23 protein-coding genes are annotated in these 23,560 nt (G+C 38.9%); 11 read left to right on the top strand and 12 right to left on the bottom strand.

All coding sequences use genetic code 11. The features are described 5' to 3' along the window. Positions 1-42: 42 nt before the first annotated feature. The 3 genes from glmS to HY063_12605 form a co-directional block, all read right to left on the bottom strand. Entirely contained in the window at positions 43-1,887 is a 1,845-nt protein-coding gene (gene glmS, locus HY063_12615) for a glutamine--fructose-6-phosphate transaminase (isomerizing) (protein MBI3502625.1), read from the bottom strand. 99 nt (positions 1,888-1,986) lie between these two features. Next, entirely contained in the window at positions 1,987-3,771 is a 1,785-nt protein-coding gene (aspS, locus tag HY063_12610) for an aspartate--tRNA ligase (GenBank protein MBI3502624.1), read from the bottom strand. 108 nt (positions 3,772-3,879) lie between these two features. Next, entirely contained in the window at positions 3,880-4,332 is a 453-nt protein-coding gene (locus HY063_12605) for a GNAT family N-acetyltransferase (protein ID MBI3502623.1), read from the bottom strand. Between the two features lie 61 nt (positions 4,333-4,393). On the opposite strand from HY063_12605, the gene HY063_12600 reads away from it, so the two are divergent. Next, positions 4,394-4,840 (top strand): nucleoside deaminase, encoded by a 447-nt coding sequence (locus HY063_12600; GenBank protein MBI3502622.1) that lies wholly within the window; start codon positions 4,394-4,396, stop codon positions 4,838-4,840. 2 nt (positions 4,841-4,842) lie between these two features. Here the strand turns inward: HY063_12600 and HY063_12595 are convergent, their stop codons facing one another. Together HY063_12595 and gldA are read right to left on the bottom strand one after the other, a co-directional pair. Further along, positions 4,843-6,126, bottom strand: coding sequence for a methionine adenosyltransferase (locus HY063_12595; GenBank protein ID MBI3502621.1), 1,284 nt, complete (start codon positions 6,124-6,126; stop codon positions 4,843-4,845). Between the two features lie 168 nt (positions 6,127-6,294). Next, the gene (gene gldA / locus HY063_12590; GenBank protein ID MBI3502620.1) at positions 6,295-7,200 is read right to left on the bottom strand and encodes a gliding motility-associated ABC transporter ATP-binding subunit GldA; all 906 of its coding nucleotides are present in this window, start codon (positions 7,198-7,200) and stop codon (positions 6,295-6,297) included. 83 nt (positions 7,201-7,283) lie between these two features. On the opposite strand from gldA, the gene HY063_12585 reads away from it, so the two are divergent. After that, positions 7,284-7,496: an addiction module protein gene (locus HY063_12585; GenBank protein ID MBI3502619.1), complete on the top strand. Its 213-nt coding sequence runs from the start codon at positions 7,284-7,286 to the stop codon at positions 7,494-7,496. Positions 7,497-7,501: 5 nt separating this feature from the next. Next, positions 7,502-8,281: an enoyl-CoA hydratase/isomerase family protein gene (locus tag HY063_12580; GenBank protein MBI3502618.1), complete on the top strand. Its 780-nt coding sequence runs from the start codon at positions 7,502-7,504 to the stop codon at positions 8,279-8,281. Here HY063_12580 and metG read toward each other — a convergent pair whose 3' ends face one another. Beyond that, positions 8,282-10,336, bottom strand: a complete 2,055-nt coding sequence (gene metG / locus HY063_12575) for a methionine--tRNA ligase (GenBank protein MBI3502617.1) — start codon at positions 10,334-10,336, stop codon at positions 8,282-8,284. Between the two features lie 82 nt (positions 10,337-10,418). Between metG and HY063_12570 the strand changes: the two genes are divergently transcribed. Then, entirely contained in the window at positions 10,419-11,309 is an 891-nt protein-coding gene (locus HY063_12570) for an LD-carboxypeptidase (GenBank protein ID MBI3502616.1), read from the top strand. 42 nt (positions 11,310-11,351) lie between these two features. Here the strand turns inward: HY063_12570 and HY063_12565 are convergent, their stop codons facing one another. After that, the gene (locus tag HY063_12565; GenBank protein MBI3502615.1) at positions 11,352-11,984 is read right to left on the bottom strand and encodes a DUF4412 domain-containing protein; all 633 of its coding nucleotides are present in this window, start codon (positions 11,982-11,984) and stop codon (positions 11,352-11,354) included. Between the two features lie 177 nt (positions 11,985-12,161). On the opposite strand from HY063_12565, the gene HY063_12560 reads away from it, so the two are divergent. After that, the gene (locus HY063_12560) at positions 12,162-12,524 is read left to right on the top strand and encodes a YraN family protein (GenBank protein MBI3502614.1); all 363 of its coding nucleotides are present in this window, start codon (positions 12,162-12,164) and stop codon (positions 12,522-12,524) included. A gap of 2 nt (positions 12,525-12,526) precedes the next feature. After that, positions 12,527-13,222 carry a response regulator transcription factor gene (locus tag HY063_12555; protein ID MBI3502613.1) on the top strand — a complete coding sequence of 232 codons (696 nt, stop codon included), beginning with the start codon at positions 12,527-12,529 and terminating at the stop codon, positions 13,220-13,222. Positions 13,223-13,225: 3 nt separating this feature from the next. Here the strand turns inward: HY063_12555 and HY063_12550 are convergent, their stop codons facing one another. The 3 genes from HY063_12550 to HY063_12540 form a co-directional block, all read right to left on the bottom strand. Next, a complete protein-coding gene (locus HY063_12550) occupies positions 13,226-14,680 on the bottom strand; it encodes a polysaccharide biosynthesis C-terminal domain-containing protein (GenBank protein MBI3502612.1) in 1,455 nt (484 codons plus the stop codon). Between the two features lie 74 nt (positions 14,681-14,754). Further along, a complete protein-coding gene (locus HY063_12545) occupies positions 14,755-15,768 on the bottom strand; it encodes a glycosyltransferase family 2 protein (protein ID MBI3502611.1) in 1,014 nt (337 codons plus the stop codon). A 2-nt stretch (positions 15,769-15,770) separates the two neighbouring features. After that, on the bottom strand, positions 15,771-16,421 hold the full coding sequence (locus HY063_12540; protein ID MBI3502610.1) for a class I SAM-dependent methyltransferase: 651 nt from the start codon (positions 16,419-16,421) through the stop codon (positions 15,771-15,773). Between the two features lie 160 nt (positions 16,422-16,581). Here HY063_12540 and HY063_12535 point away from each other — a divergent pair, with 160 nt between their 5' ends. The 4 genes from HY063_12535 (at position 16,582) to HY063_12520 (ending at position 19,723) form a co-directional block, all read left to right on the top strand. Further along, the gene (locus HY063_12535; GenBank protein ID MBI3502609.1) at positions 16,582-16,980 is read left to right on the top strand and encodes a nucleotidyltransferase substrate binding protein; all 399 of its coding nucleotides are present in this window, start codon (positions 16,582-16,584) and stop codon (positions 16,978-16,980) included. After that, positions 16,977-17,351, top strand: a complete 375-nt coding sequence (locus tag HY063_12530) for a nucleotidyltransferase domain-containing protein (GenBank protein ID MBI3502608.1) — start codon at positions 16,977-16,979, stop codon at positions 17,349-17,351. Before HY063_12535 ends, HY063_12530 begins: the two co-directional genes overlap by 4 nt. Before the next feature lie 204 nt (positions 17,352-17,555). Then, positions 17,556-18,662, top strand: coding sequence for a glycosyltransferase family 4 protein (locus HY063_12525; GenBank protein ID MBI3502607.1), 1,107 nt, complete (start codon positions 17,556-17,558; stop codon positions 18,660-18,662). Between the two features lie 101 nt (positions 18,663-18,763). Then, a complete protein-coding gene (locus HY063_12520; protein ID MBI3502606.1) occupies positions 18,764-19,723 on the top strand; it encodes a polysaccharide deacetylase family protein in 960 nt (319 codons plus the stop codon). On the opposite strand, the gene HY063_12515 is transcribed toward HY063_12520, so the two are convergent. Further along, a complete protein-coding gene (locus HY063_12515) occupies positions 19,720-20,940 on the bottom strand; it encodes a T9SS type A sorting domain-containing protein (protein MBI3502605.1) in 1,221 nt (406 codons plus the stop codon). The two genes, HY063_12520 and HY063_12515, sit on opposite strands and share 4 nt — an antisense overlap. 35 nt (positions 20,941-20,975) lie before the next feature. Beyond that, on the bottom strand, positions 20,976-21,923 hold the full coding sequence (locus HY063_12510) for a GNAT family N-acetyltransferase (protein ID MBI3502604.1): 948 nt from the start codon (positions 21,921-21,923) through the stop codon (positions 20,976-20,978). Between the two features lie 102 nt (positions 21,924-22,025). On the opposite strand from HY063_12510, the gene HY063_12505 reads away from it, so the two are divergent. Continuing rightward, positions 22,026-22,973, top strand: a complete 948-nt coding sequence (locus tag HY063_12505) for a T9SS type A sorting domain-containing protein (protein MBI3502603.1) — start codon at positions 22,026-22,028, stop codon at positions 22,971-22,973. Positions 22,974-23,560 lie beyond the last annotated feature (587 nt).

The raw sequence follows: 23,560 nt of genomic DNA, 5'->3' as shown, positions 1-23,560 counted from the left end.
AATAGGATTATACTGCTAAGATAACAAACTTCCAGAATAATCTTACTCTACTGTAACGCTCTTTGCTAAATTTCTGGGCTGGTCAACATTGCAGCCGCGCATTACCGCAATATGATAAGCGAGAAGCTGCAGGGGAATTACTGAAATCAGCGGGACAAGAATTTCATCGGTCTCCGGAATTTCAATTACATAATCTGCGTGCTGCTTCACAACTTTATCGCGCTCGGTAACGATGGCAATTATTTTTCCTTTGCGCGCTTTCACTTCCTGTATGTTGCTCATCACTTTTTCATACCATGCGCCTTTGGTTGCAATCACCACCACCGGCATGTCATCATCTATAAGTGCAATGGGTCCGTGCTTCATTTCAGCAGCAGGATAACCCTCCGCGTGTATGTAAGAAATTTCTTTCAGCTTGAGCGCGCCTTCCAGCGCAACGGGAAAAGTATATCCTCTTCCGAGATAAAGAAAGTTGTGAACGTCTTTGAAAACCTTTGCAAGTTTTTTTACTTCATCATTTTTCTTCAGCATTTTTTCAATCTTCGCAGGAATTTCATCCAGTTCATTTATTAATTCAAAATATCTTGATTCGGAAATGCTGCCTTTCTTTTTCGCAATGCGAAGCGCCATTAAAGTAAGAAGAGTGATTTGCGCAGTGAATGCTTTGGTAGATGCCACTCCGATTTCCGGTCCTGCGTGCGTGTAAGAACCCGCGTGCGTGGTGCGCGGAATTGTTGAGCCGACTACATTACAAATTCCGATAATGGTTGCGCCTTTTGATTTCGCGAGTTCGATGGCGGCAAGCGTGTCGGCAGTTTCGCCCGATTGTGAAATTGCAATCACCACATCGTCTTCGCCAATGATTGGATTTCTATAGCGGAATTCGGAAGCGTATTCCACTTCCACGGGAATGCGCGCGAGGTCTTCAAATAAATATTCTCCGACAAGTCCGGCATGCCAGGAAGTTCCGCAGGCGACAAAAATAATCCGCTTGGCGTTAATCATTTTTTGTTCGTAATCTTTTATTCCGCCAAGGTTCACTTTTACTTTTCCTTCTTTCGTCACCAATCGTCCGCGCATGCTGTCGCGAACCGAGCGCGGCTGCTCATAAATTTCCTTGAGCATGAAATGCGGATAGCCGCCTTTTTCCAGCGCTTCGAGATGAAGTTCGAGTTCATGTATGTAAGGAGTTTTCTTTTTATTGCGAATGGTTTTGATTTCCAATTTTCCTTTTCGCGGGACAACAGCAATCTCTTCATCTTCGAGGTACACAACATTTTTTGTGTACTCAACAATGGGAGTTGCATCCGATGCAATGAAAAATTCATTCTTGCCGATGCCAATTACAAGCGGGCTGGATTTTTTTGCGCAGATGAGTTCATCGGGATTATCTTTTGAAAGCACAACGATTGCATACGCGCCAATCACTTCGTTCAAAGCTTGCCGAACCGCTTCTGCCAGGTCAACGCTTTCGTTCACGTAAATATCTTCGATGAGATGAATTAAAACTTCTGTATCAGTATCGCTCTGGAATTTATGCCCGCGCTTCTGTAATTCCTTTTTCAGCGGTGCGTAGTTTTCAATGATTCCGTTATGAATGATGACTAATTTTTTTGTCTGTGAATAATGCGGGTGCGCGTTAATATCGTTTGGCGCTCCGTGCGTTGCCCAGCGTGTATGCCCGATACCGATGGTTCCGTGCGTGTCTTTTTTGTCTATGTGTTTTTCAAGGTCAGCAACTTTCCCTTTGCATTTATAAACGTGCAATTCCTTATTGAGAATGGCAACTCCCGCGCTGTCGTAGCCGCGATATTCAAGACGGTGCAATCCTTTAATGAGAATGGGATATGCTTCTTTGCTTCCGATGTATCCTACAATGCCACACATATTTCAATTTAATTTTTTGTTAGGTGAAGGTAACAAGAATTTATGAAGAATCTTTCTCAGTACATTCTTTTTTGCGAACGTAACGGAAATAATTGTGAATTATTTTAATCCCAGTTCTTTTTTCAACTTCCCGTCAATGTCAGATGGAGAATCCAGCATGATATCTCGTCCGGAATTATTTTTAGGGAAGGCAATGTAATCGCGGATATAATCTTCGTTGTTGATGACCATAGAGCAAAGGCGGTCAAAACCAAAAGCAATTCCTCCATGCGGAGGAGCACCGTATTCAAATGCGTTCAGGATGAAAGAAAATTTTCTTTCCGTTTCTTCTTTGGTTAAGCCAAGCACTTTGAACATTTGCTGCTGAAGTTCACGATTGTGAATGCGGATAGAGCCACCCCCAACTTCCACACCGTTAATCACAATATCGTATGCATTTGCCTTGGGAGAATGAGAATCTTTTTTCGTATAGCCGTTGAACATCCAGTCAATATCTTCTTTCTTTGGCGAAGTGAACGGATGATGCATCGCAAACCAGCGCTGTTCTTCTTCGTTCCATTCCAGCAATGGAAAATCAATTACCCACAAACATTCAAATTTATTTTTATCGCGAAGCCCAAGTTTGTTTCCCATTTCCAGGCGAAGTTCCGACAATGCTTTGCGTGTTTTATTTTTTTCTCCGGCAAGAATTAAAATCAGATCTCCCGGCTTTGCTTCGAATGATTCGGAAATTCCCTTCAATCTTTCTGCAGAGTAAAATTTATCAAAGGAAGATTTAACCGCTCCGTCAGCATTTACTTTTATATACGCCAATCCTCCTGCTCCAAGCTGCGGACGCTTTACAAATTCAGTAAGTTCATCCAGTTGCTTGCGCGAATATTCCGCGCAACCTTTTGCGCAAATGCCAACAACAATTTCCGATTCATCAAAAACTTTGAAGCCGGAATTTTTTTCATCGTGTTCCAACAGCGCACAGGCATTGGGAGAAATTTTTACATAGGTAAATTTCATTCCGAAGCGCAAATCAGGTTTATCATTTCCGTAATACATCATGGCTTCATCATATTTCATCCTCGGAAATTTTGGCAAATCCAGCCCGCGCACTTTTTTGAAAACGTGCTTCACCATTCCTTCAAACATATTCAGCACATCTTCCTGCTCCACGAAACTCATTTCACAATCTATCTGTGTGAACTCCGGTTGTCTGTCCGCACGTAAATCTTCATCGCGGAAACATCGCACAATCTGGTAATACCTATCGAAACCGGAAACCATCAGCAACTGCTTGAAAGTTTGCGGTGACTGCGGAAGCGCGTAAAACTCCCCCTGATTCATTCGTGATGGCACAACAAAATCGCGCGCTCCTTCTGGAGTAGATTTAATAAGGAAAGGAGTTTCCACATCGGCAAAACCGTTCGCATCAAAATATTCTCGCACTGCCTGCGCAACTTTATGGCGCTGCAATAAATTATTTCTTACCGGAGTTCTTCTTAAATCGAGATAGCGGTATTTTAATCTGAGTTCATCGCCACCGTCAGAATCATCTTCAATCGTGAAAGGAGGAGTTTTGGATTCGTTCAGCACTTCTAATTTATCTACGATGATTTCAATTTCCCCAGTAGGAATTTTCAGATTTTTATTTGAACGCTCTGAAACTTTTCCTGTTGCGCGCAAAACAAATTCACGTCCGAGTTTTCTCGCCTGCTCGCATAAATCTTTATTAGTTTCCATATTGAAAACCAATTGTGTGATTCCATAACGATCGCGCAAATCAATAAAAGTCATTCCGCCTAAATCGCGCGAACGAGCGAGCCATCCGCAAAGCGTAACACTTGTGCCGACATTTTTTATTGTGAGTTCACCGCAGGTGTTTGTGCGAAGCATAATTTCTAAGTCAAAAGTTTAAAAATCAAAATTCAAAAGTGAGAGCGAAGGTAAATGAATTTACAATTCGTAGTTCGTAAGTTCGTATAGATTCGTACTTCGGTACAATCAGGGAGCATATAGCATTATGATATGCGGAATTCCATCTTCATCGTATTCATTGCCTTCGCGCATAAAACCAAAACTTTCATAAAACTTTTGCAAATATTTTTGCGCGCCAATTCGTACAGGAACATTGCCGAATTCTTTTTTGATGAACTCCATTGATTTTTCCATCAGAATTTTTCCCGCCCCGGTTTTTCTTGCTTCAGTGGATGTAACCACTCTGCCAATCGATGGCTCTTTATAGGAAACATTCGCTGGAACAATTCTCGCATACGCAATCATTTTCCCATTTTGCTCTCCCCATAAATGAAAACATTTCAAATCTTTTCCGTCCGCATCCTGGTAAGGACAGTTTTGCTCAACTACAAAAACAGATAAACGCAAATGAAAAATTTTGTAGAGTTCTTCATTTGATAAATCCTTAAAGTGTTTGCAATGCCATGTTATTTTTTCCATCGTTCCAAAAATATAGATTCTTCGCTTCGCTCAGAATGACAATTCGTATTTTCGTATTCAGATGAGTAAGGATGATGAACATTTTATGCGTGAAGCGCTGAAAGAAGCGCGCAAGGCATTTGAACTGGATGAAGTTCCTGTGGGCGCAGTGATTGTTTGCGATGGAAAAATAATTGCGCGCTCACACAATCTTTCTGAAAAATTAACCGATTCCACTGCTCACGCAGAAATGCAGGCGTTCACGATGGCGTCTTCTTTTCTCGGAGGGAAATATTTAAATGAATGCACGCTTTATGTCACCATTGAACCCTGTCCCATGTGCGCGGGAGCAAGTTTCTGGACACAGATTGGAAAAATTGTTTACGGTGCAAAGGATGAAAAACGCGGCTATTCCATGTTCTCGAATAAATTAATTCATCCGAAAACAAAAATCATATCGGGGATTCTTGCGGAGGAATGCGGGGAGTTGATGAAAGAATTTTTTAAGAAGAAACGCAGCGAAAAATAATTTTACACCAACACCATCTCTCTCTTCCCAGCTAAAGAAAATTCTTTCTTCAGCGCATCCACATAATTTAATTCTTCCCAGGGGAAAAGTTTCACTTTCACTTTTTTCTCATCGCGCTTTCCTGCGTTAAAAGTTTTTGTTACTTCCACGGTTTCTCTTCCCATGTGACCGTAAGAAGCAGTTTCAAAATAAATGGGCGAGCGCAAATTGAATCTTTGTTCAATAGAGTAAGGACGCATGTCAAAAACTTTCAGAATGTGCTTTGCAATTTCTCCGTCATTCATTTTCACTTTGGAAGTTCCATAAGTAGTCACATTCAGTCCAACGGGCTGCGCAACTCCGATTGCGTATGCAACCTGCACGAGCACTTCATCGCAGATTCCTGCAGCCACCATATTTTTTGCAATGTGGCGCGTTGCATACGCTGCCGAGCGGTCAACTTTGGAAGGATCTTTTCCTGAGAAAGCTCCACCGCCATGCGCGCCTTTTCCTCCGTATGTATCTACAATAATTTTTCTTCCGGTAAGTCCAGTATCTCCGTGCGGACCGCCAATCACAAATTTTCCTGTGGGATTTACGTGATAGGTTATTTTATTGTTGAACAACGCCTGCACACGCTTCGGAAGTTTTTTCATCACGCGCGGAACAAGAATATTAATCACATCGGTTTTAATTTTCGCCAGCATTTTATCATCGTTCGAATCAAACGCATCGTGCTGTGTGGAAATAACAATTGTATCAATGCGCACGGGCTGGTTCTTGTCGTTGTATTCAATCGTTACCTGAGATTTTGCATCGGGGCGGAGATAGGTCATTGTTTTTTCTTCTCTGCGGATAATCGCAAGTTCACGAAGCAAAGTGTGCGCGAGTTCGAGCGGAAGCGGCATGTAATTATCTGTTTCGCGGCAAGCATAACCGAACATCATTCCCTGGTCGCCTGCGCCTTGTTCTTCTTTTTTCTTGCGCACCACGCCTTGGTTAATGTCGGGGCTTTGCTCGTGAATGGCAGAAAAAATTCCGCATGAGTTCGCCTCGAACATATATTCTGATTTTGTATAGCCGATTTTTTTTATTACATCGCGCGCAATATCCTGCACATCGAGGTAGGCATCCGATTTTACTTCGCCCGCCAAAACAACCTGCCCGGTTGTTACTAAAGTTTCGCAGGCAACTTTTGAATTTGCATCATAGGCGAGAAAATGGTCAATGAGCGCGTCAGAAATCTGGTCGGCAACTTTATCGGGGTGGCCTTCAGAAACGGATTCGGAAGTGAAGAGGTAAGACATAGTTTAAGTTTGAAGTTAGAGGTTTGAAGTTAGAAGTTGTGCGAATCGCGAAAGGTTCGAATATTCGAATTTACAAATGGAGCAGCAATTCGGATATTCGTATTCATTCGTGTTTCGTACAACGGAGGACGAAGTTAAAATTATTTTATGATAGGAGAAACGAGAAATTTACCCTGCCAATTCTTTAAAAATGTCTTCCAGTTTTTGTTCTTCCTTTTGAATGGTGAGCACGGCAAGATTATTTTTCACAGCGAAATTGAACACATCGGCACGAATATCTTTTTCCGAAGAAGAAATAATCTGCCACACGTTGCCAGAAATATTTTTTGCATCCTGAACGCCTGAAATGTTTGTGAGCGCTGAACGCGAAGTGGGTTTATCAAACTCAACAGTCACAATTATTTTATCAGAAGAAGATTGTTTTAATTCTTTCGTGGATTTATCCGCCACAATATTCCCTTTGCTGATAATAATTACTCTGCCGCACATGGCTTCCACCTCCTGCATGATGTGCGTGGAAAGCATGACGGTTTTTTCTTTGCCTATTTCTTTTATCACGTTTCTTATTTCCACCAGTTGAATCGGGTCAAGTCCTGAGGTAGGTTCGTCAAGAATTAAAACTTTCGGGTTGTGAATTAATGCTTGAGCAAGTCCTACGCGCTGTTTATATCCTTTCGACAGCGCGCCAATTTTTTTTCTCTGCTCAATTTCCAATCCTGTAACAGAAATAATTTCTTTTACTCTTTCAGCAATATTTTTTAGTTCGTGAAGTTCCGCAACGAAAGAAAGATATTCTTTCACATACATTTCATAGTAGAGCGGATTGCTTTCTGGAAGGTAGCCGACATTTTTTCTTACTTCGAGTGATTGCTCGCTCACATCAAACCCGCACACGCTTGCAGTTCCCGATGTTTGCGGAAGAAAGCAGGTGAGAATTTTCATCATGGTGGATTTTCCAGCGCCATTCGGTCCGAGGAAACCAACCACTTCTCCTGCGTTCACTTCAAACGAAACATCGTTCAATGCTTTTTGCTTTCCGTAAATCTTGGTGATGTTTTGTACTTTGATAGACATAATTTCATTGCTAATATACGAATGAATGCAAATGAACGAATAATACATTTATATATGGAAAAAATATTTTAATCTTGCACGCAATGAACTTCTCCGAAATAGCCCGCCTCAGCGTTCAACAGCGAATTGTTTTGATTGACGCCATCTGGGAAAGCATTACTGCCGACCGCAAAAAAAATCCTCTCAGCGAAGAAGCGATGGAAGAAATTCAGCAGCGGATTATTTCTGCGGAGAAGAAGCCATCGTATTTAAGCCAGTGGGAGAAAATGAAAAAATTACAATCAAGAAAAAAATAATTTATATGTCCTTTCAAAACCTCCTCACAAAAACCGAAAACGGTGTTCTCACCATCACCGTTAACCGCCCCGATAAACTCAACGCGCTGAACAAACTCACCGTGCAGGAAATCGGGCAGGCAATACAGGAAGCAAAAAATAATTCCGAGGTAAAAGCAATTATCATCACCGGTTCGGGAACAAAAGGATTTGTTGCGGGCGCGGATATTTCTGAGTTTATTGATTTATCGGTGGAAGAGGGGAGAGCAATGGCGAAAGCCGGGCAGAATGTTTTCAAATTAATTGAGGACTGTACCAAGCCGGTGATTGCTGCTGTGAATGGTTTCGCGCTCGGTGGCGGCTGCGAACTTGCAATGGCTTGTCATTTAAGAGTGGCAAGTGAGAATGCAAAGTTCGGACAGCCCGAAGTGAATCTCGGTTTGATTGCCGGCTACGGAGGCACGCAGCGATTGATTCAATATATAGGAAAAACAAAAGCAATGGAACTTCATCTCACTGCGGATATGATTACTGCGCAGGAAGCATTGCAATTGGGTTTGGTGAATTATGTGGTTGCACAGGAACAACTCATTCCAAAATGTTTGGAGTTAGCAGAGAAAATAAAATCTAAATCACCGAAAGCAATCGGCAGCGCCATCACTTCCATGAACGCTTACTTTGCTGAAGGCGTTGACGGCTTCTCGAAAGAAATAGAAGAGTTCTCCAACTGTTTTGCCACGGAAGATTTTAAGGAAGGGACTTCTGCATTTTTAGAAAAGAGAAAACCGAATTTTACCGGGAAATAATTAGTTTAATCTTTCCCCGATTTCCACATCTTTCTCCGGCTCCACTAAAATTGTTTCATTGTTTTTATCCGGCACGCCAAGCGTGAGCACTTCGGAAATGAATGGACCCACTTTTCTCGGAGGAAAATTTACAACTGCAAGAATTAATTTTCCTTTCAGTTGTTCTTTGGAATAGTTCTTTGTGATTTGCGCGCTGGAATTTTTAATGCCAATTTCTTTTCCGAAATCTATTTTCAATTTATAAGCTGGCTTTTTTGCTTCGGGAAAATCATTCACTTCGATAATTTTCCCCACGCGGATGTCAAGTTTTTTAAAATCGTCAATGGTTGCCATAAGTATTGCATTTTGTATTTCACTTGTCCCTTGTCCCCTGTCCTTTGTCCCTTGCAGTTTTGCAACTTGTTTTTGAATTACATCATCTTCAATTTTCTCAAATAAAAGTTTTGCCCGTTCGAGTTGATGCCCGCTTTTCAGAATGTCGTTTCTTCCGGCATCGCGCCAGTTTAATTTTCCAAGATGGAGAATAGAAAAAAGACTTTCAGAAGTGCGCGGAAGAAACGGCTCGCACACAATGGAAAGATTCGCGCAAAGCTGCAGACAAATATTCAGAATGGTTCCAATTCTTTTTTGGTCGGAAAGTTTCCACGGTTCGTTATCGGCTAAGTATTTATTTCCAAGCCGCGCAAGGTTCATCATTTCCGCCAGCGCTTCGCGGAATTTAAAAGCATCTAAAGCAGAGGAAATTTTTTTCGGATGTTTGGAAATTTCTTCCATCAGCAAAATATCTCCCTTTGTAAATTCTTCCGCTGGCGGAACTTTATTCTCAAAATATTTTTGAGTAAGCACCAATGTGCGGTTCACAAAATTTCCGAGAATAGCAACGAGTTCGCTGTTATTCTTCTGTTGAAAATCTTTCCACGTGAAATCATTGTCCTTTGTTTCAGGCGCATTTGCTGTGAGTACATAGCGCAGCATATCCTGCTTGCCGGGAAATTCTTTCAGGTATTCGTGCAGCCACACCGCCCAGTTGCGCGAAGTGGAAATTTTATCTCCTTCAAGATTCAGAAATTCATTTGCGGGAACATTGTCCGGCAAAATATATTCTCCGTGCGCCATCAGCATTGCCGGAAAAATTATGCAGTGAAAAACAATATTGTCTTTCCCGATGAAATGAACCAATCTCGTTTCTTTATCCATCCAATATTTTTTCCACTCGTCCCTTGTCCCTTGTCCCTTGTCCCTTTCAAAAAATTCTTTCGTTGCTGAAATATATCCGATGGGCGCATCGAACCACACATACAAAACTTTTCCTTCTGCATCGCGCAGCGGAACTTTTACTCCCCAATCCAAATCGCGCGTCATTGCACGCGGCTGCAATTTTTGGTCGAGCCACGATTTGCATTGACCGTACACATTTACTTTCCAATCCTTGTGCGTCTCAATATATTTTTCAATCTGCGGCTGCATTTTATCCAAAGGAAGAAACCAGTTTTTTGTTTTCTTGAGAACAGGTTTTTCTCCGGATAACGTTGATTTCGGATTTATCAAATCAGTCGGGCTCAGAGAACTTCCGCATCTTTCGCATTGATCGCCATACGCATTTTCATTTCCGCATTTCGGACAAGTACCCACTATATATCTGTCGGCAAGAAACTGATTTGCCTTCTCATCAAAATACTGCTCGGTGATTTCTTCCGTGAAATTTTTTTTATCGTAAAGTGTTTTGAAAAATTCCTGTGCGGTTTCATGATGAATTTTATTCGATGTGCGTGAGTAAATGTCGAATGAAATTCCAAATTCCGCAAAAGAATCTTTCATCATCTTGTGATACTTGTCCACCACTTGCTGTGGAGTAATTCCTTCTTTCTTCGCCTTAATGGTAATCGGAACTCCGTGTTCATCCGAGCCGCAAATGAATTTCACATCTTCGCCTTTGCTTCGCAGGTAACGCACAAAAATATCGGCAGGAATATAGCAGCCCGCCAGATGCCCGATGTGCAAAGGGCCATTCGCGTAAGGAAGCGCGGCAGTTACGGTATGTCTTTTGAAATTCAAGGCAGAAGTTTTGTTGATAAAAAACTATTAACGATTAACGATTAACGATTAACTGATTTATTTTAGCGGTAAAGATAAATAAATGAGCGCACCTCCTTTTTTAAAACGTGGCGACAAAATAGGAATTGTTGCTCCGGCACGAAAAATTTCCAAAGAAGAAATTCAACTGGGGATTGACACATTTGAAAAATGGGGATTGAAAATTGAATTGGGAAAAAATATTTTCGGAAATGAAAATCAGTTTTCGGGAAGAGATGAGCAGCGTGCAGAAGATTTTCAGACAATGCTCGATGATAATTCCATTCGCGCAATAATTTCTGCGCGTGGCGGCTACGGAACGCTTCGCATCATAGATAAACTTGATTTCAAAATTTTTTGCGAAAAACCAAAATGGATTATCGGTTACAGCGATATTACGGTTCTTCATTCACACATTTACCAGAACTTCGATATTGAAACGCTTCATGCCACCATGCCCATTAATTTTCATAAGGACGAAGAATCGGTTGGCACGCTGAAAAAAATTTTGTTCGGAGAAAAAATGAATTATAAAATTTCTTCTCACACGCTAAACAAAAAAGGAAAAGCCGAAGGAGTTTTAGTGGGAGGAAACCTTTCCTTATTATATGCATTGAAAGGAACCAAATCAGGAATTTCCACCAGCGGAAAAATTCTTTTCCTTGAAGATGTGGATGAATACCTTTATCACGTTGACCGCATGATGCTTTCCCTCAAGCGCGCAGGAAAACTTTCTCACCTCGAAGGATTAATTGTTGGAGGGCTGAGCGAAATGAAAGACAATCAAACCCCCTTCGGAAAAACGGCTGAAGAAATTATTTTCGATACAGTGAAAGAATTTGATTACCCAGTTTGTTTTAATTTTCCTGCAGGACATGATACAAAAAATTTAGCCCTTCCGTTTGGCAGAAGGGCTAAACTCAGTGTGGGAGAGAAGGTGACTTTGTCATGCTGAAAGAGATCCCTCACTTCGTTCGGGATGACTTTGCTTCGCTCGTCACTTCTGAAACTTCTGATAATCTTTCGGAATCTCAAACATGCTTGCATCCACAGTTTTTTTGTCAACCTTTGTTACTTCCATTTTCACTTCTTCTTCGTTCGTAGCAAGATTCACCTGGCTGGAAAGAAAAGGAAACGTTCCTTCAACACCGGTCAACTGTTGGAAATAAACTGCTGATTTATCTTTGCGGTTCAGGATTTTTAAAAGTTTTGAAAAGAAAGTATAGTTGCCGTTTGCGAGCCAGTAAGTAACCTGAACTTTTTCATCCGGATTTTTTACAACATACTCGGTGCAATTCTGACCCAGAACTTTTTTAGTGTTGCCGGTTTTCTTCACTTCCGGTTTTCCATTTACTACGGGCGGAGTTCCGGGCGCCTGCTCGATGTAAAGTTTGCGGTCGTGGCTGAGTGAAACCATGCTGCTTGTTTTTAAGTCAATCAAAAAACTGCCTTCCACTTTTTTTGATTTGCTTCCGATTTCATCAAGGCGCACTTTGTCGCCTTTCACATAGTAAACATAGTTCACCGTATCGGTGAGAGTTTTCTTTTTGAATTCAATAGTGCCTTCAAATGATTGCGAGAACAGATAAGAAGAAAGAAGGCAAAGAGCGATAGAAAAATTTTTTTTCATGTTGTTGATTTTTTAGTGGGACGAAAATAATCTTTTTTTAGAAACCCGAGGAGTAATTTCAACAATCATACCAAATCATCGAAAAGCGAAATGCGTCCCGATAAATCGGGATTCAAAGCAAAAAAATACGAAATGTATTTTTTCGTAGGTTCGTACAAATTCGTTTTTCGTTGATTCATGGCTGAACATAACGATACAGGCATTCAGGGCGAAGAACTCGCTTCGGCTTATCTGGAAGGAAAGGGTTACACCATTCTGGAAAAGAACTGGCGGTTCGGGCGGGAAGAAATTGATATTATTGCGCAGAAGGACGAAACCCTTGTGGTTGCCGAAGTGAAAACACGCAGCGGAAATTTTTTCGGAGAGCCCGAAGAATTTGTAAACCGCCAGAAGCAGCGCAACCTCATTAAAGCCATCAACGCCTACGTAGAAAAAAATAATCTCGATTTGGAAGTGCGGTTTGATATTATCGGAATAATCCTGACAGGAAACAATCATCGCGTTAATCACATAGAAGACGCATTTCACCCCATCGCATAGGTATGGCGCAACGAATATTATTAGTGGAAGACGAAAAAAACCTGCGCGATACTATTCGTTTGAATCTTGAACTGGAAGGATACCATGTAACCGAAGCACGCGATGGAAAAATTGCGTTCGATACTTTCCGCTCTGCGCATTTTGATTTGCTCATTCTCGATGTGATGCTTCCTGAAATGGACGGCTATACGCTTTGCCGGAAAATAAGAATGGAAAATACCGAAGTGCCGGTGCTTTTTCTTACCGCAAAAGGTTCAAGCGATGAACGCGTGCAGGGTTTAAAATTAGGAGCGGATGATTATCTCGCCAAGCCGTTCAACCTGCAGGAACTTTTGCTGAGAGTAAGCAATTTGCTGAAGAGAAAAACTAAAAGCAGCGAATCGAGAATTCAGAACCAGCAGTATAAATTCGGAGGGAATGAAATTAATTTCGCCACGTATGAAATAAAATCTTTCAGAGGAAAGAAACAAACTATTTCAAAAAGAGAAATTCATTTGCTGAAACTCTTAATCGAAAAAAAGAACGAAGTGGTTTCGCGGGAGGAAATTCTGAAAAATGTCTGGGAATACGATGTGTATCCTTCCACCCGCACCATTGATAATTACATTGTGAACTTCCGGAAATATTTTGAAAAAAATCCCCGCGAGCCGAAACATTTTTTTTCGGTTAGGGGAGTAGGATATAAATTTTCTGAATGAAATTTATTGCGTGGTTTTTTTAGTCAGATTCTCCCATGTAATTTTTAATTCATTCCGGTAAATAAGCAGTACAAAAATTCCGACAAGAATAATTTCTCCTGCAGAAACAAGAAGGATATAGTTGAAAGGAATAAATCTATCTGCAAGGATTACCAGCATTGAAAAAATTACCGGAAGCAACAGCAGTTTTGTTTTGTTAAACCGGAATTGAAAAATTTTCCGGCTCTCCAGCCAGAGAAAAAACACCTGCACCGGTTTTGTGAGCAAGCCCGCCCACACCACTCCCCATACTCCCCATTGCTTAATAAATAAAATCATGAGTGCAACCTGAATTACAGAAGAGAGAAAAAAAACTTTCGTGAGCACTTTTGTCTTTTTGAAAAAATAAACGGGAGCAAGATACATGTTGAACAATCCCCGGAAAACAAATCCAAGCGCGAGCAGCGGCAAATAATTAAATGCATCGTAATACTGCGGCTTGTAAACCAGCAGCGGAACTACAACCGGCATGATGAATACTGTCGCAGGAATTAACAATACAGTAATTGCAGTGAATGCATTGAAGTAGCGGTTCACTTCCACAGTGCTTTCGCTGATATTTTTTTCTTTCCAGATGGAAAAAATTTTCGGTTGAATGGCGTTGCTCAGCCCCATCTGCAAAAAATCAATTCCCAGCGTGCATTTCATCGCGAAATCATAAATGCCCACATCGGAAGTGGTGAGATAGTCATTAATAATGTAGCGGTCAATGTAAGAGACAATCCACATGAGGATGAAATACGCGGCAACCGGAAAACAAAAACTCCACATACCTTTCAGCAAGTCAATTTTGAAATGAATGCCGAACTCGCTGGCGAAAAAATAAAAGGCAAGCAGAAAAATTCCAACACCCGAAAGCAATCTTCCCCACATAGGACCAATCAATGAATGAGGATATAAGTACAATCCCGCAAGCGAAATTCCAATGGTGAGAATGAAATTGAAAAAGTTTACCCAGAAAAAAAGTTTCGGGCGCTGCTGCGTGATGAGAAGATTGGAATAGGTTTTGAAAAAACTGTTGAAGATGGCAGTAAGCACCGACATGAATCCGAATGGGAAAAAAGAAATTTCACTTCCGGCAAAAACTTTTTCAAATGCAAGATTCCCTGCGAGAAGTGAAACAGCAGTAAAAAAGATTCCGATGAGCAACAACAATGCAACCACTGTTCCTATGTATTCGCTCAGTTCTTTTTTATTTTCCCTGTATTCAAAATAATGCACCCCAATGGAAGTATCCAATCCGAAATTCACAACAACCTGGATGAGAAAAGTGAACCCGATATAAAGGGCAAGTTCGCCAAACTGAGAAATGGAAAGAAGATTCGTGTAGAACGGAAGCAGGATAATGCTGGATGCCAGCGGCAGCGCACCGATGAAAGTGTAAATAAAAGAAGAGGCAAGAAATTTTTTTGAAATCATTGAATCAACGAAAAACGAATGGGTGCGAATTTACGAATGAACTGCAAAATGCCATATTAAGATAAGTATCAGGTTTAATTTTTTGTGTATGTTTTTTTGCCAAGCAGTTTTGCCAGCCATTCCACATCCAGATGGAAAAAACTTAAAACATATCCCATGCCCGCGCGCAGCCGCCATGAGAACTGAGAAAAACCTTTATAACAAATCGCTTTCGCATAGTCCTTCCTTGCTCCTGCAAAATCTTTGGCAATGAGTTTATACCTTCCCGCCCTGGCGTAGCCGGTTAAAATAATTTTCTGAAAATAATTTTCCACTTCTGAAAAATTTATTTCCAGTTGCGGGCGGTATTTTTCATAATGCGCTTTTGCCGCTTCAAATCTTCCTTTTATTATTTCCACCGGGTAGGTTTTTGTAATTTGTTTTGCATACACCCTCCATTTGCCGAAATCATGATTATCGAAATAAAAATTTCCTTTCATGCTTAACTCCAGCAGCGTGGGTAAATCCACCAGCGGCAAACCGAATCCTTGTTTGAAACCGCCAATTTCTTCCAGCGTTTTTTTACGAATCATGAGGGTTAAAGCGCCCATGCAATTTTCAAAGTAAAGAAGATTGAGAATAGAACCAACGGGTTCGTTGTTATAATATTTTACTTTTTCAGGATTCTGAGATGGATACTCGCCAGGAATTTTTGAAATGTTAGCAGTAAACGGATATGATGGTCCCCATGTTAGTATAATTTTTTCATCGGTCTCCATTGTTTTTACCTGCCTTTCTAATTTATCTTTTTCCCATTTATCATCTCCTTCCAAAATTGTAATATATTTTCCCTGCGCTTTTGACAGCGCAAAGTTGTAGGTTTCCGCCAGGCGGAACACGCCTATATTTTTCTGATTGAAAACCTTTATGCGCGAGTCCTGCTTTGAAAAACTTTCTGCAACTTCCAGCGTTTTATCCATGCTTCCGTCATTCACAAGGAGCATTTCCCAACCGGAAAAAGTTTGCGCCTGCACCGAGCGGATGCAATCCGCAATATATTTTTCGTGATTATAAGTAGCCGTGATGATGGAGACAAGAGGGGAAGGCATTTTCAACTTAACTTTTTAATGCATAAAATTGAAAAAGCATGTTTGGGATTTTTATGAGTGAAGAGTTGAGTGAAGTAAGAAAAATATTTCCAGAAGATTCGCGGCTTGTATTGGATGGCTGCGCGCTCGCCACGCAGGGTTTTATATCCGCCAAAGCCAAGCACCTTGTAACCGCAGCCCTGCATTTCATTCCAATCCCAGCCCGATTTATGTTCCTGGTAAGGATTGTTATCGTAGGGCTGCTGGGGAACAAATCCGTTCGGAGTAAAGAGCACTACTTTCTTTTTCGCCACGCGCTCCATTTGCTGCATGAGCCATTTGCCTTCTTCTTTGGTGAGATGCTCAATGAGGTCGAGCGCCATCACGGCATCAAAACTTTGAGCAGGCAGTTCAGTCAGATATTTTTTAATGTCGGAGCAAACGTATTCGGAGTAGATATTTTCTTTTTTTGCTTTTTCCAAACTGGGCGCGTGGGCATCCACACCTACAGAAAAATTCATTGCCTGCGTAACTTTTTTCAGCGTGGGATAAAACCCGCAGCCAATATCGCAAAGCGTTTTGCAATCATTGGTTTCTTTTTTTATTGTATCGGTGAATTGTCTGTAAAATGGACCAAGGAGGAACTCGTCCAGATTTTTTTTAAGGTTGTACATAATTCATCTGCTAAAGTAAGAATCTGTACGAATGTGCATGCGGAGGATTGGAAGGTTGGAATAATGGAAGGATGGAAGGAAGAGTGATTCATTTTTTGTTTTTACTTTTGGCGCGGAAAAAAAAATGTACATTAGCATAAATTTATATTTATAGTATGTCATGAGTCAAGATATAAGATGGAAACAACGGTTCGAAAATTACTGCGCAGCATTAAAAACACTCGAAGAAATTATTCCGCGATATAAAGAGTTGAGTGAATTGGAAAAAGACGGCTTGATTCAGCGGTTTGAATTCACATTTGATTTGGCATGGAAACTAATGCAGGATTACCTGAAATTTATTGGCTACAATGATTTAAAGGGACCAAGACCCGTCATTACCCAAATGGCGCAGGATGGAATGTTAGACCCGTTTATTTGGGAGGACTTACTGCTTGCCAGGAATGAACTCAGCCATATTTATAATGAAAAGAAAAGCAGAACTTATTTGGATAAAATTATTTTTGATTATTTTCCTGCTTTGAACGAGTTAAAAAATAAAATGGCGGCAAAAAAATGATTACATATAATACAAACTCGTATGGCTTGCGCGAAAAAGATATGCAATACATCCAACGCCTTTTCGCTGAAATTCCTGAAATTGAAAAAGTAATTATTTATGGAAGCCGTGCCACGGGCAATTTTGAAAAGGGCTCCGATGTGGATTTAGCCATTGTTGGAAAAAAAGTAACCCATCAGAATATTGCTCACCTGCATTTTATGTTTGAAAACGAAAGCCCTGCACTCTTATGGTTTGATGTTTTGCATTACGACACGCTTGATAACAAAAAATTAAAAGAGCAGATTGACAGGCAGGGCAAAATAATTTATGAGCGAGGCGCCAACATCGGCATCGCTGTTGAACCCGTTGTCAGGTACAGGAAAAGTTAATCTTTTCTCCTATTTGTTTCAGGGCTTACGCAAAAATTCAATTTTACCACTAAGGCACAAAGAACACTAAGATTCACAAAGAATTTCTTAGTGTTTCTAAGTGGACTTAGTATCTCAGTGGTGAAAATGCGTAAGTCCTGCTTCCTTATCATTCTGAAACCTGATTTCATTTAGTGTAGTAAATTAGCCGATGAAAATAGTAACATGAACATTCTCTTCCTCACCTGCTGGTATCCCACCAAAGAAATTCCGAGCAAAGGAATTTTTATTAAAGAACATGCGAAGGCGATTCACAGCGCGGGAAATAAAATTGTGGTGGCGGCTCTGAATGTTTGCTGGGGGAAAAGTTTTTTTGAAAAGGAAATTGAAAAATTTACAGATGAAAACGGAATTGAAACGCATATTATTCATATACGTTCCCTGTTTTATAAATGGATTTATGTTAATCCCTTTCATCTCTATAAAATTTTGAAAACATATTGTAAAAAAAATATTCTTGCTGATTTTTCTCCCGCTCTTATTCATTCCAATATTTTGAGCCCCTGCGCCATTCTTGGCGACTGGCTGGCAAAGGACTTGAAAAAGCCGCACGTGATTACCGAGCATTGGTCGAAAGTAGATAACTACATGAAGAAAAATATTTTTTCCCGCTATGGAAAACGCGCGTATCAAAATGCGAAAGCCATTACCGTAGTTTCAGGTTTTCTGAAAAAGAATATTGAAAAATATGTGAATGATGCTTCTAAAATTAAAATCGTTCCCAATGTGGTTGATACAAAAACATTTTTCTATAAACCTAAAATAAAATCCGACAAAGTGATTTTTACCGCAGTTGCCCACTGGAGACCTCCCAAAGAACCGATGTTGTTTATTGAGGCATTAAATAAAATGGAAAACAAAAATAGTATTCTGAATATGGTGGGCGAAGGAGAACAACTCGAAGCAATCAAAAAACTGAATTTGAATTTTGAAATTCACTATCATGGAAACATTCCCAGGACAAAAATTGCCGAACTGCTTTGGCAGAGTGATTTTTTTCTTCATGCTTCGCAGGTGGAAACATTTTCCATAGTGATAGCCGAAGCGCTTTCTACCGGAACTCCTGTGATTGCTTCCAATGTGGGAGCGATTCCTGAATTGGTGAATGAAACGAATGGGATTTTAACGAACAATAATCCCGATGACTGGCAAACCGCCATTGAGCAAACTATGAATAAAAAATTTGATTATGCCAGATTCAGCGGGGATATTAATAGCAGATTCTCGGTTGAAAAAATAGCAGGGCAATTTAATGAGATTTATTGTGCATGAATCATTTCGTATATGTATTTTTGAGTTAGAAACATTCAAAAATATTTCCCGTGTCAATTGTTAAAACAGTATCAAGGAAAATAATTTTTCCAACTATTACTATGATTGGAATAGAGAAATTTTTTTCTTCTATTGCCCGAAATAATTATTTGGTGTTATGTTATCATGGATGTTCTTATGCTCCTGATTTTTCAATCAACGGAAGACATATTTCCAGTAAGCAAATGGAAGAACATTTAATTTATTTCAAGAAAAATTTTAATATTGTTTCTTTATCCGAATGTTTTTTCTCTCTTAGAAATGGAATTGTTCCGAAGAAAAAAACAATCGCGTTAACTTTTGACGATGGTTATGTGAATAATTTTACAACATTATTTCCTCTTTTAAAAAAGATAAATATTCCAGCGACATTTTTTATTATTAGCCAATCTTTAGTAGATGATAATTTTATTAATTGGCCTGATATTTTAGATATTATTAAATCGTATTCTGGAACCAAAACTTTAGAAATAGGAGACGAAAAATTTAAGCTTAATGGAAATTTTTTTTCAAATAAACTTTCTCTATCGGCTTCCGACTACATAAAAAAAATGGGTTCTGATAGAGATGCAATCCTTAGAGATATTATGAATAAGTGTGGATTTGCAAAAATTATTCCAAGAGCAAATAGAGAATATTATAAAATGATTAATAAAGAACAACTGAAACAAATTTCGGAAAATGCCCTGATTGAAATTGGCTCTCATTCGCACAGTCATTATAACTTAGGAAATGTAAATAATGAATTAGCAAAAGAAGAATTAATTCAATCTAAAAAAATCATTGAAGAGGTTATTCAAAAAGAAGTAGAAACTATTGCATACCCCGATGGCAGTTATACAAATGAAACCAAAAGAATTTCAGAAGAAGCAGGATATAAAAATTTAGTAGCTGTTTCTTATCAATGCACAGATGATTTGCAGGATAAAAGAATACTTCCCCGCTTAACAATAAGCAACACTACTACTTTTGAATCAAATATGATTCAGGTAAATCTTGGTTTTGGCAAAAGAGGATTTTAATCAATTATAAATTTCCCGGAACCGATTCTTTTGCTGCCGCTTAAAACCTCATAGGCATATACTCCTTGCTGCAAGCTCTTTCTTGCGAAAGAATAATTTTTAGTATTTATATTTTCTTCTCGTACTAATTTCCCATTTATATCGAATACTTTTAAAAATGTATTATCCAAATTTTTATCTGATTTAATTATTAATTCTGCTTTGTCATTAATTATTGTTGGATAAAATGAAATCAAATTTTCAGATTCAAATTGTTCATTTGTTCCTGCATTATCACAGGTGTATTCCCACCAGTCATTATAATAATTTGTAAAATCATATCCTGTTCCACAATATCCAATTCCGTTAATAACAAAACTTGCCATTAGCCATCTGTTTCCTCCGCCAAAATTTGCTTTCTGTGTCCATGTATCAGTTACCGGGTCATATTTCCAAATATCCGAAAATGCTATACTGTTATTTTGTCCGCAACCGGCATAATAATTACCGCAACTTGCGAAGGCGACTCCATAACTTCTTCCTGTCAAAGGAAAGTTTGTTTTTTGTGTCCATGTATCGGTTGTTGGGTCATACTCATAAAAATCAGATGGCCAAGTCATAGTATTATCCAATCCAAATCCTAAATATCCTTTATTTCCAACTGCCCATCCCATGTGCGTCAAGCCATATCTCGGAGTTCCGGGGAAATTTGTTTTTTGTGTCCATGCATTTGCTGCCGGATCAAATTCCCAAAACTCATTTGTAAATGGACCTGAAGCGCTGCCTTCATTTCCGCATCCTACGTATCCCTTCGTTCCGATTGCAATACCCGATGCACCATATCTCGGGGTGCCGGGAAAGGTAGCTTTTTGTGTCCACGTATTATTGGATGGATTATATTCCAAAATATCCGTATAATAATTCCCGCTTGGAGGAATACCCATACATACATAACCGTAATTTCCTATGGAAAAAGCGCTTGCTGCTCTTCTTGCAGGAATGGATGCAATTTGGCTCCAAGTGTTTGAAGCAGGATTATATTGCCAGAAATCTCCGTAATTAGTTCCATTATTATATCCTGACCCAACATAACCCATTGTTCCAACAGAAAATCCAACTGCTCCCCATCTTGCAGTAAATGGAATGCTTGCTCGCTGTGTCCATACTCCTTGGCAATAGGAATTTTGATTTTGAGAAATTAAAATTGATAAAATAGAAAAGAGTAATAATTTTTTCATGTTGAATTGATTAGAATATCAAAGGTAATAAAAAATCAGAAAGTGTCAAAATCACCGCCAGTAAAAAGAATTTTGTCAAGATTTATGTTGCTGTTTAAATCAAGATATCCAATCGGCAAACCTTCAGAAGAAGAAAATTCTTTTTGCAATAAAACATCCCAGTAAGAATTAGGAGAAACATTTAAAATTATTTCCGTGCATCCAAGCCAAAAACATATTCGTTGCAATTTATTTAATGCTTTCTTGAACTGTTCAAGTGAAGATTTTTCAATATCGCCTATCCATAATTTTCCATCAAGCTTTATCCAGATATTAACCCCTTCCAAATCCAGGATAAAACTTTTCGTGTATGTTTTGTAATTCAAAAATAAATCATCGTGTAATAATCCCCCGTATTCAGAAGCAATCAAAGAATTAGAAAAAGATTTTTTTTTCGAAAGATATTTTTTCAGAAATGCAAATGCAAATGATTCATATAATGATTGCAAGTTAAACTTCTTTGCAATTTTTATTAAAGGCAAAGTATTTATTCTGAAAATATATGACTTCATATTTTCTTTATGAATCCAATTAAGTTTTTTTGTAAATCCGGGATATGAATTTTTATTTGGAAAACCAAATATGAATTGTATTCCTTCTTGTGCTGCCAATTCATAGGTTGCTTTTGCCAATTTTGTAAAAAGACCTTTTCCCTGGTGCAAAGGGTGTGTCATTGTATCGCCCGATTGAGCAGCTAATATTTTTTTATTCTGAAACTCAATCATACAAGGGAATACCCCATAATAGGCAGCAGGTGTTCCATCTTCCGCGAAAGCCATGTATCCGATATACTCGCATTCTGCAAAAGAGGTATTAAATTTTTTTTTAACAAAATCATCAGAAAGATATACGTTAAAAACATTTTTATATAAATCTTTAATGACAGGCAGCGTATCTTTTGAAATTCTATGAAAAGTGTATTTATTTTCTGAATGACCGCTCATTTTAATTTTTAATCTGATACAAGAATAGTAAAAATATTATCTTTATACGACAAACAATTTTTTCATTTGGTTTACAAGTAATAAAAAACTAAACTTCAAAAAATGAAAACAAAACTACTCATCTTCTCAATTATATTTTGTGGGACTGCAATCGCACAAAATCTTGTTCCCAATAATGGTTTTGAAACAAACACCGGCTATCCTTCCGCTGGTAATCAATTAAATCTCTGTGTAGGATGGTCAAATGTCAATGGAGTTTATTATCCTTCTTTCAATACCGGCAGTCCTGACTATTACCATACCAATGGAACCGGAGGCGTACAACTACCGAACGCAGGTTATGCTTATTTAAATGCAAATACCGGAAACGCTTGTGCTGGCTTTGTAACTTGGAATGATAACGCAACCGATTACCGCGAATATATTTCGATTAAGTTGAATGACCCGGGATTGGTTATAGGAAAAACGTATGATGTATCTTTTTACTTAACGAATGGAACCAGTTGCACATATATTTATCAGACAAATAATATTGGCACACGGTTTTCTAAAAACCCCTTAAGCCAAAGCGGATGGCAATTTATCAATGTTGTTCCGCAATTAGAAATTACAAGTGTTCTCAATATTCCGAGTTGGCAATTATTTTCTTTTCAGTTTACCGCTGATTCCGCTTATCATTATATTACCATAGGAAACTTCAGAACAGACGCTAATACCACACACATTCAATTTACTTCCGGAAGTAATCCTTATGGTAATTATTTTATTGATGATATTTCGGTATCTGATGTAACTGCAGTTCCTGATTATCATTCACAAAGTGACATTACTATTTCCCCCAATCCATTTTCTGATGAAGCAGCCATTTCCTTTAATGAAAATAAAACCTTTGAGTTAAAAATATTTAATATGAATGGTAAAATGCTTCGCGCAGTTCCTATTAAAAACAATGACAAACTTGTGCGTGGAGAATTATCAAGCGGAACTTATTTATTTGAACTTATAGATAAAAACAAAATTGTTAGTTCAGGTCAATTTATTATCAGGTAATTTTTTTCCCTTCATTAATGGCATTGCATTAGTCAAACCCTCTCCCCCAAAGGGAATGTTTCAATTCTAAAGTGACTATTATAAATATTCATAGTTTGCCATAATTGCACCTTCCAGCAGTAATAATTTTATAATTCTTATAGGAAAAACCAGTCAATGAGAAATTTTTGAAAATTACTTATTGCTGTGTTTCATTCGGAAAACTGTATTTTCAAAATTCTTCAAAAAAAATTCGGAGATCTTTTTCTTCAATTTTTCACCCTGAGAAAACAACATTTCTTTTTATAGCAATTTCAAAGCATTCTGACAAAAACAATATGCATCGGTCCCAAAAATGTAAACATAAAGTGAAAAAATGTCAATGATTTGCGGACAGACATTAAGATAAAGTGAAACAACCGTTACATTTTGCGGACAAACGTTACGATAATGTGGACTGACGTTAATGTGGTGCATTCAAGGCCTTAGCGCAACAAGGCGATTTTTGGTTTAGAGTTTAAAGTTACATTTTTTGTTTTAGAGCAACAGTATTAATGTTCAGAATAACTCGTGGCGAGTTATTACCGAACATTAACACTACATCATCA

The sequence above is a fragment of the Bacteroidota bacterium genome (assembly GCA_016195025.1).
Taxonomy (GTDB): domain Bacteria; phylum Bacteroidota; class Bacteroidia; order Palsa-948; family Palsa-948; genus Palsa-948.
The sequence above is the reverse complement of the archived record's forward strand: the minus strand, read 5'-3'. Positions and strand labels throughout refer to the sequence as shown.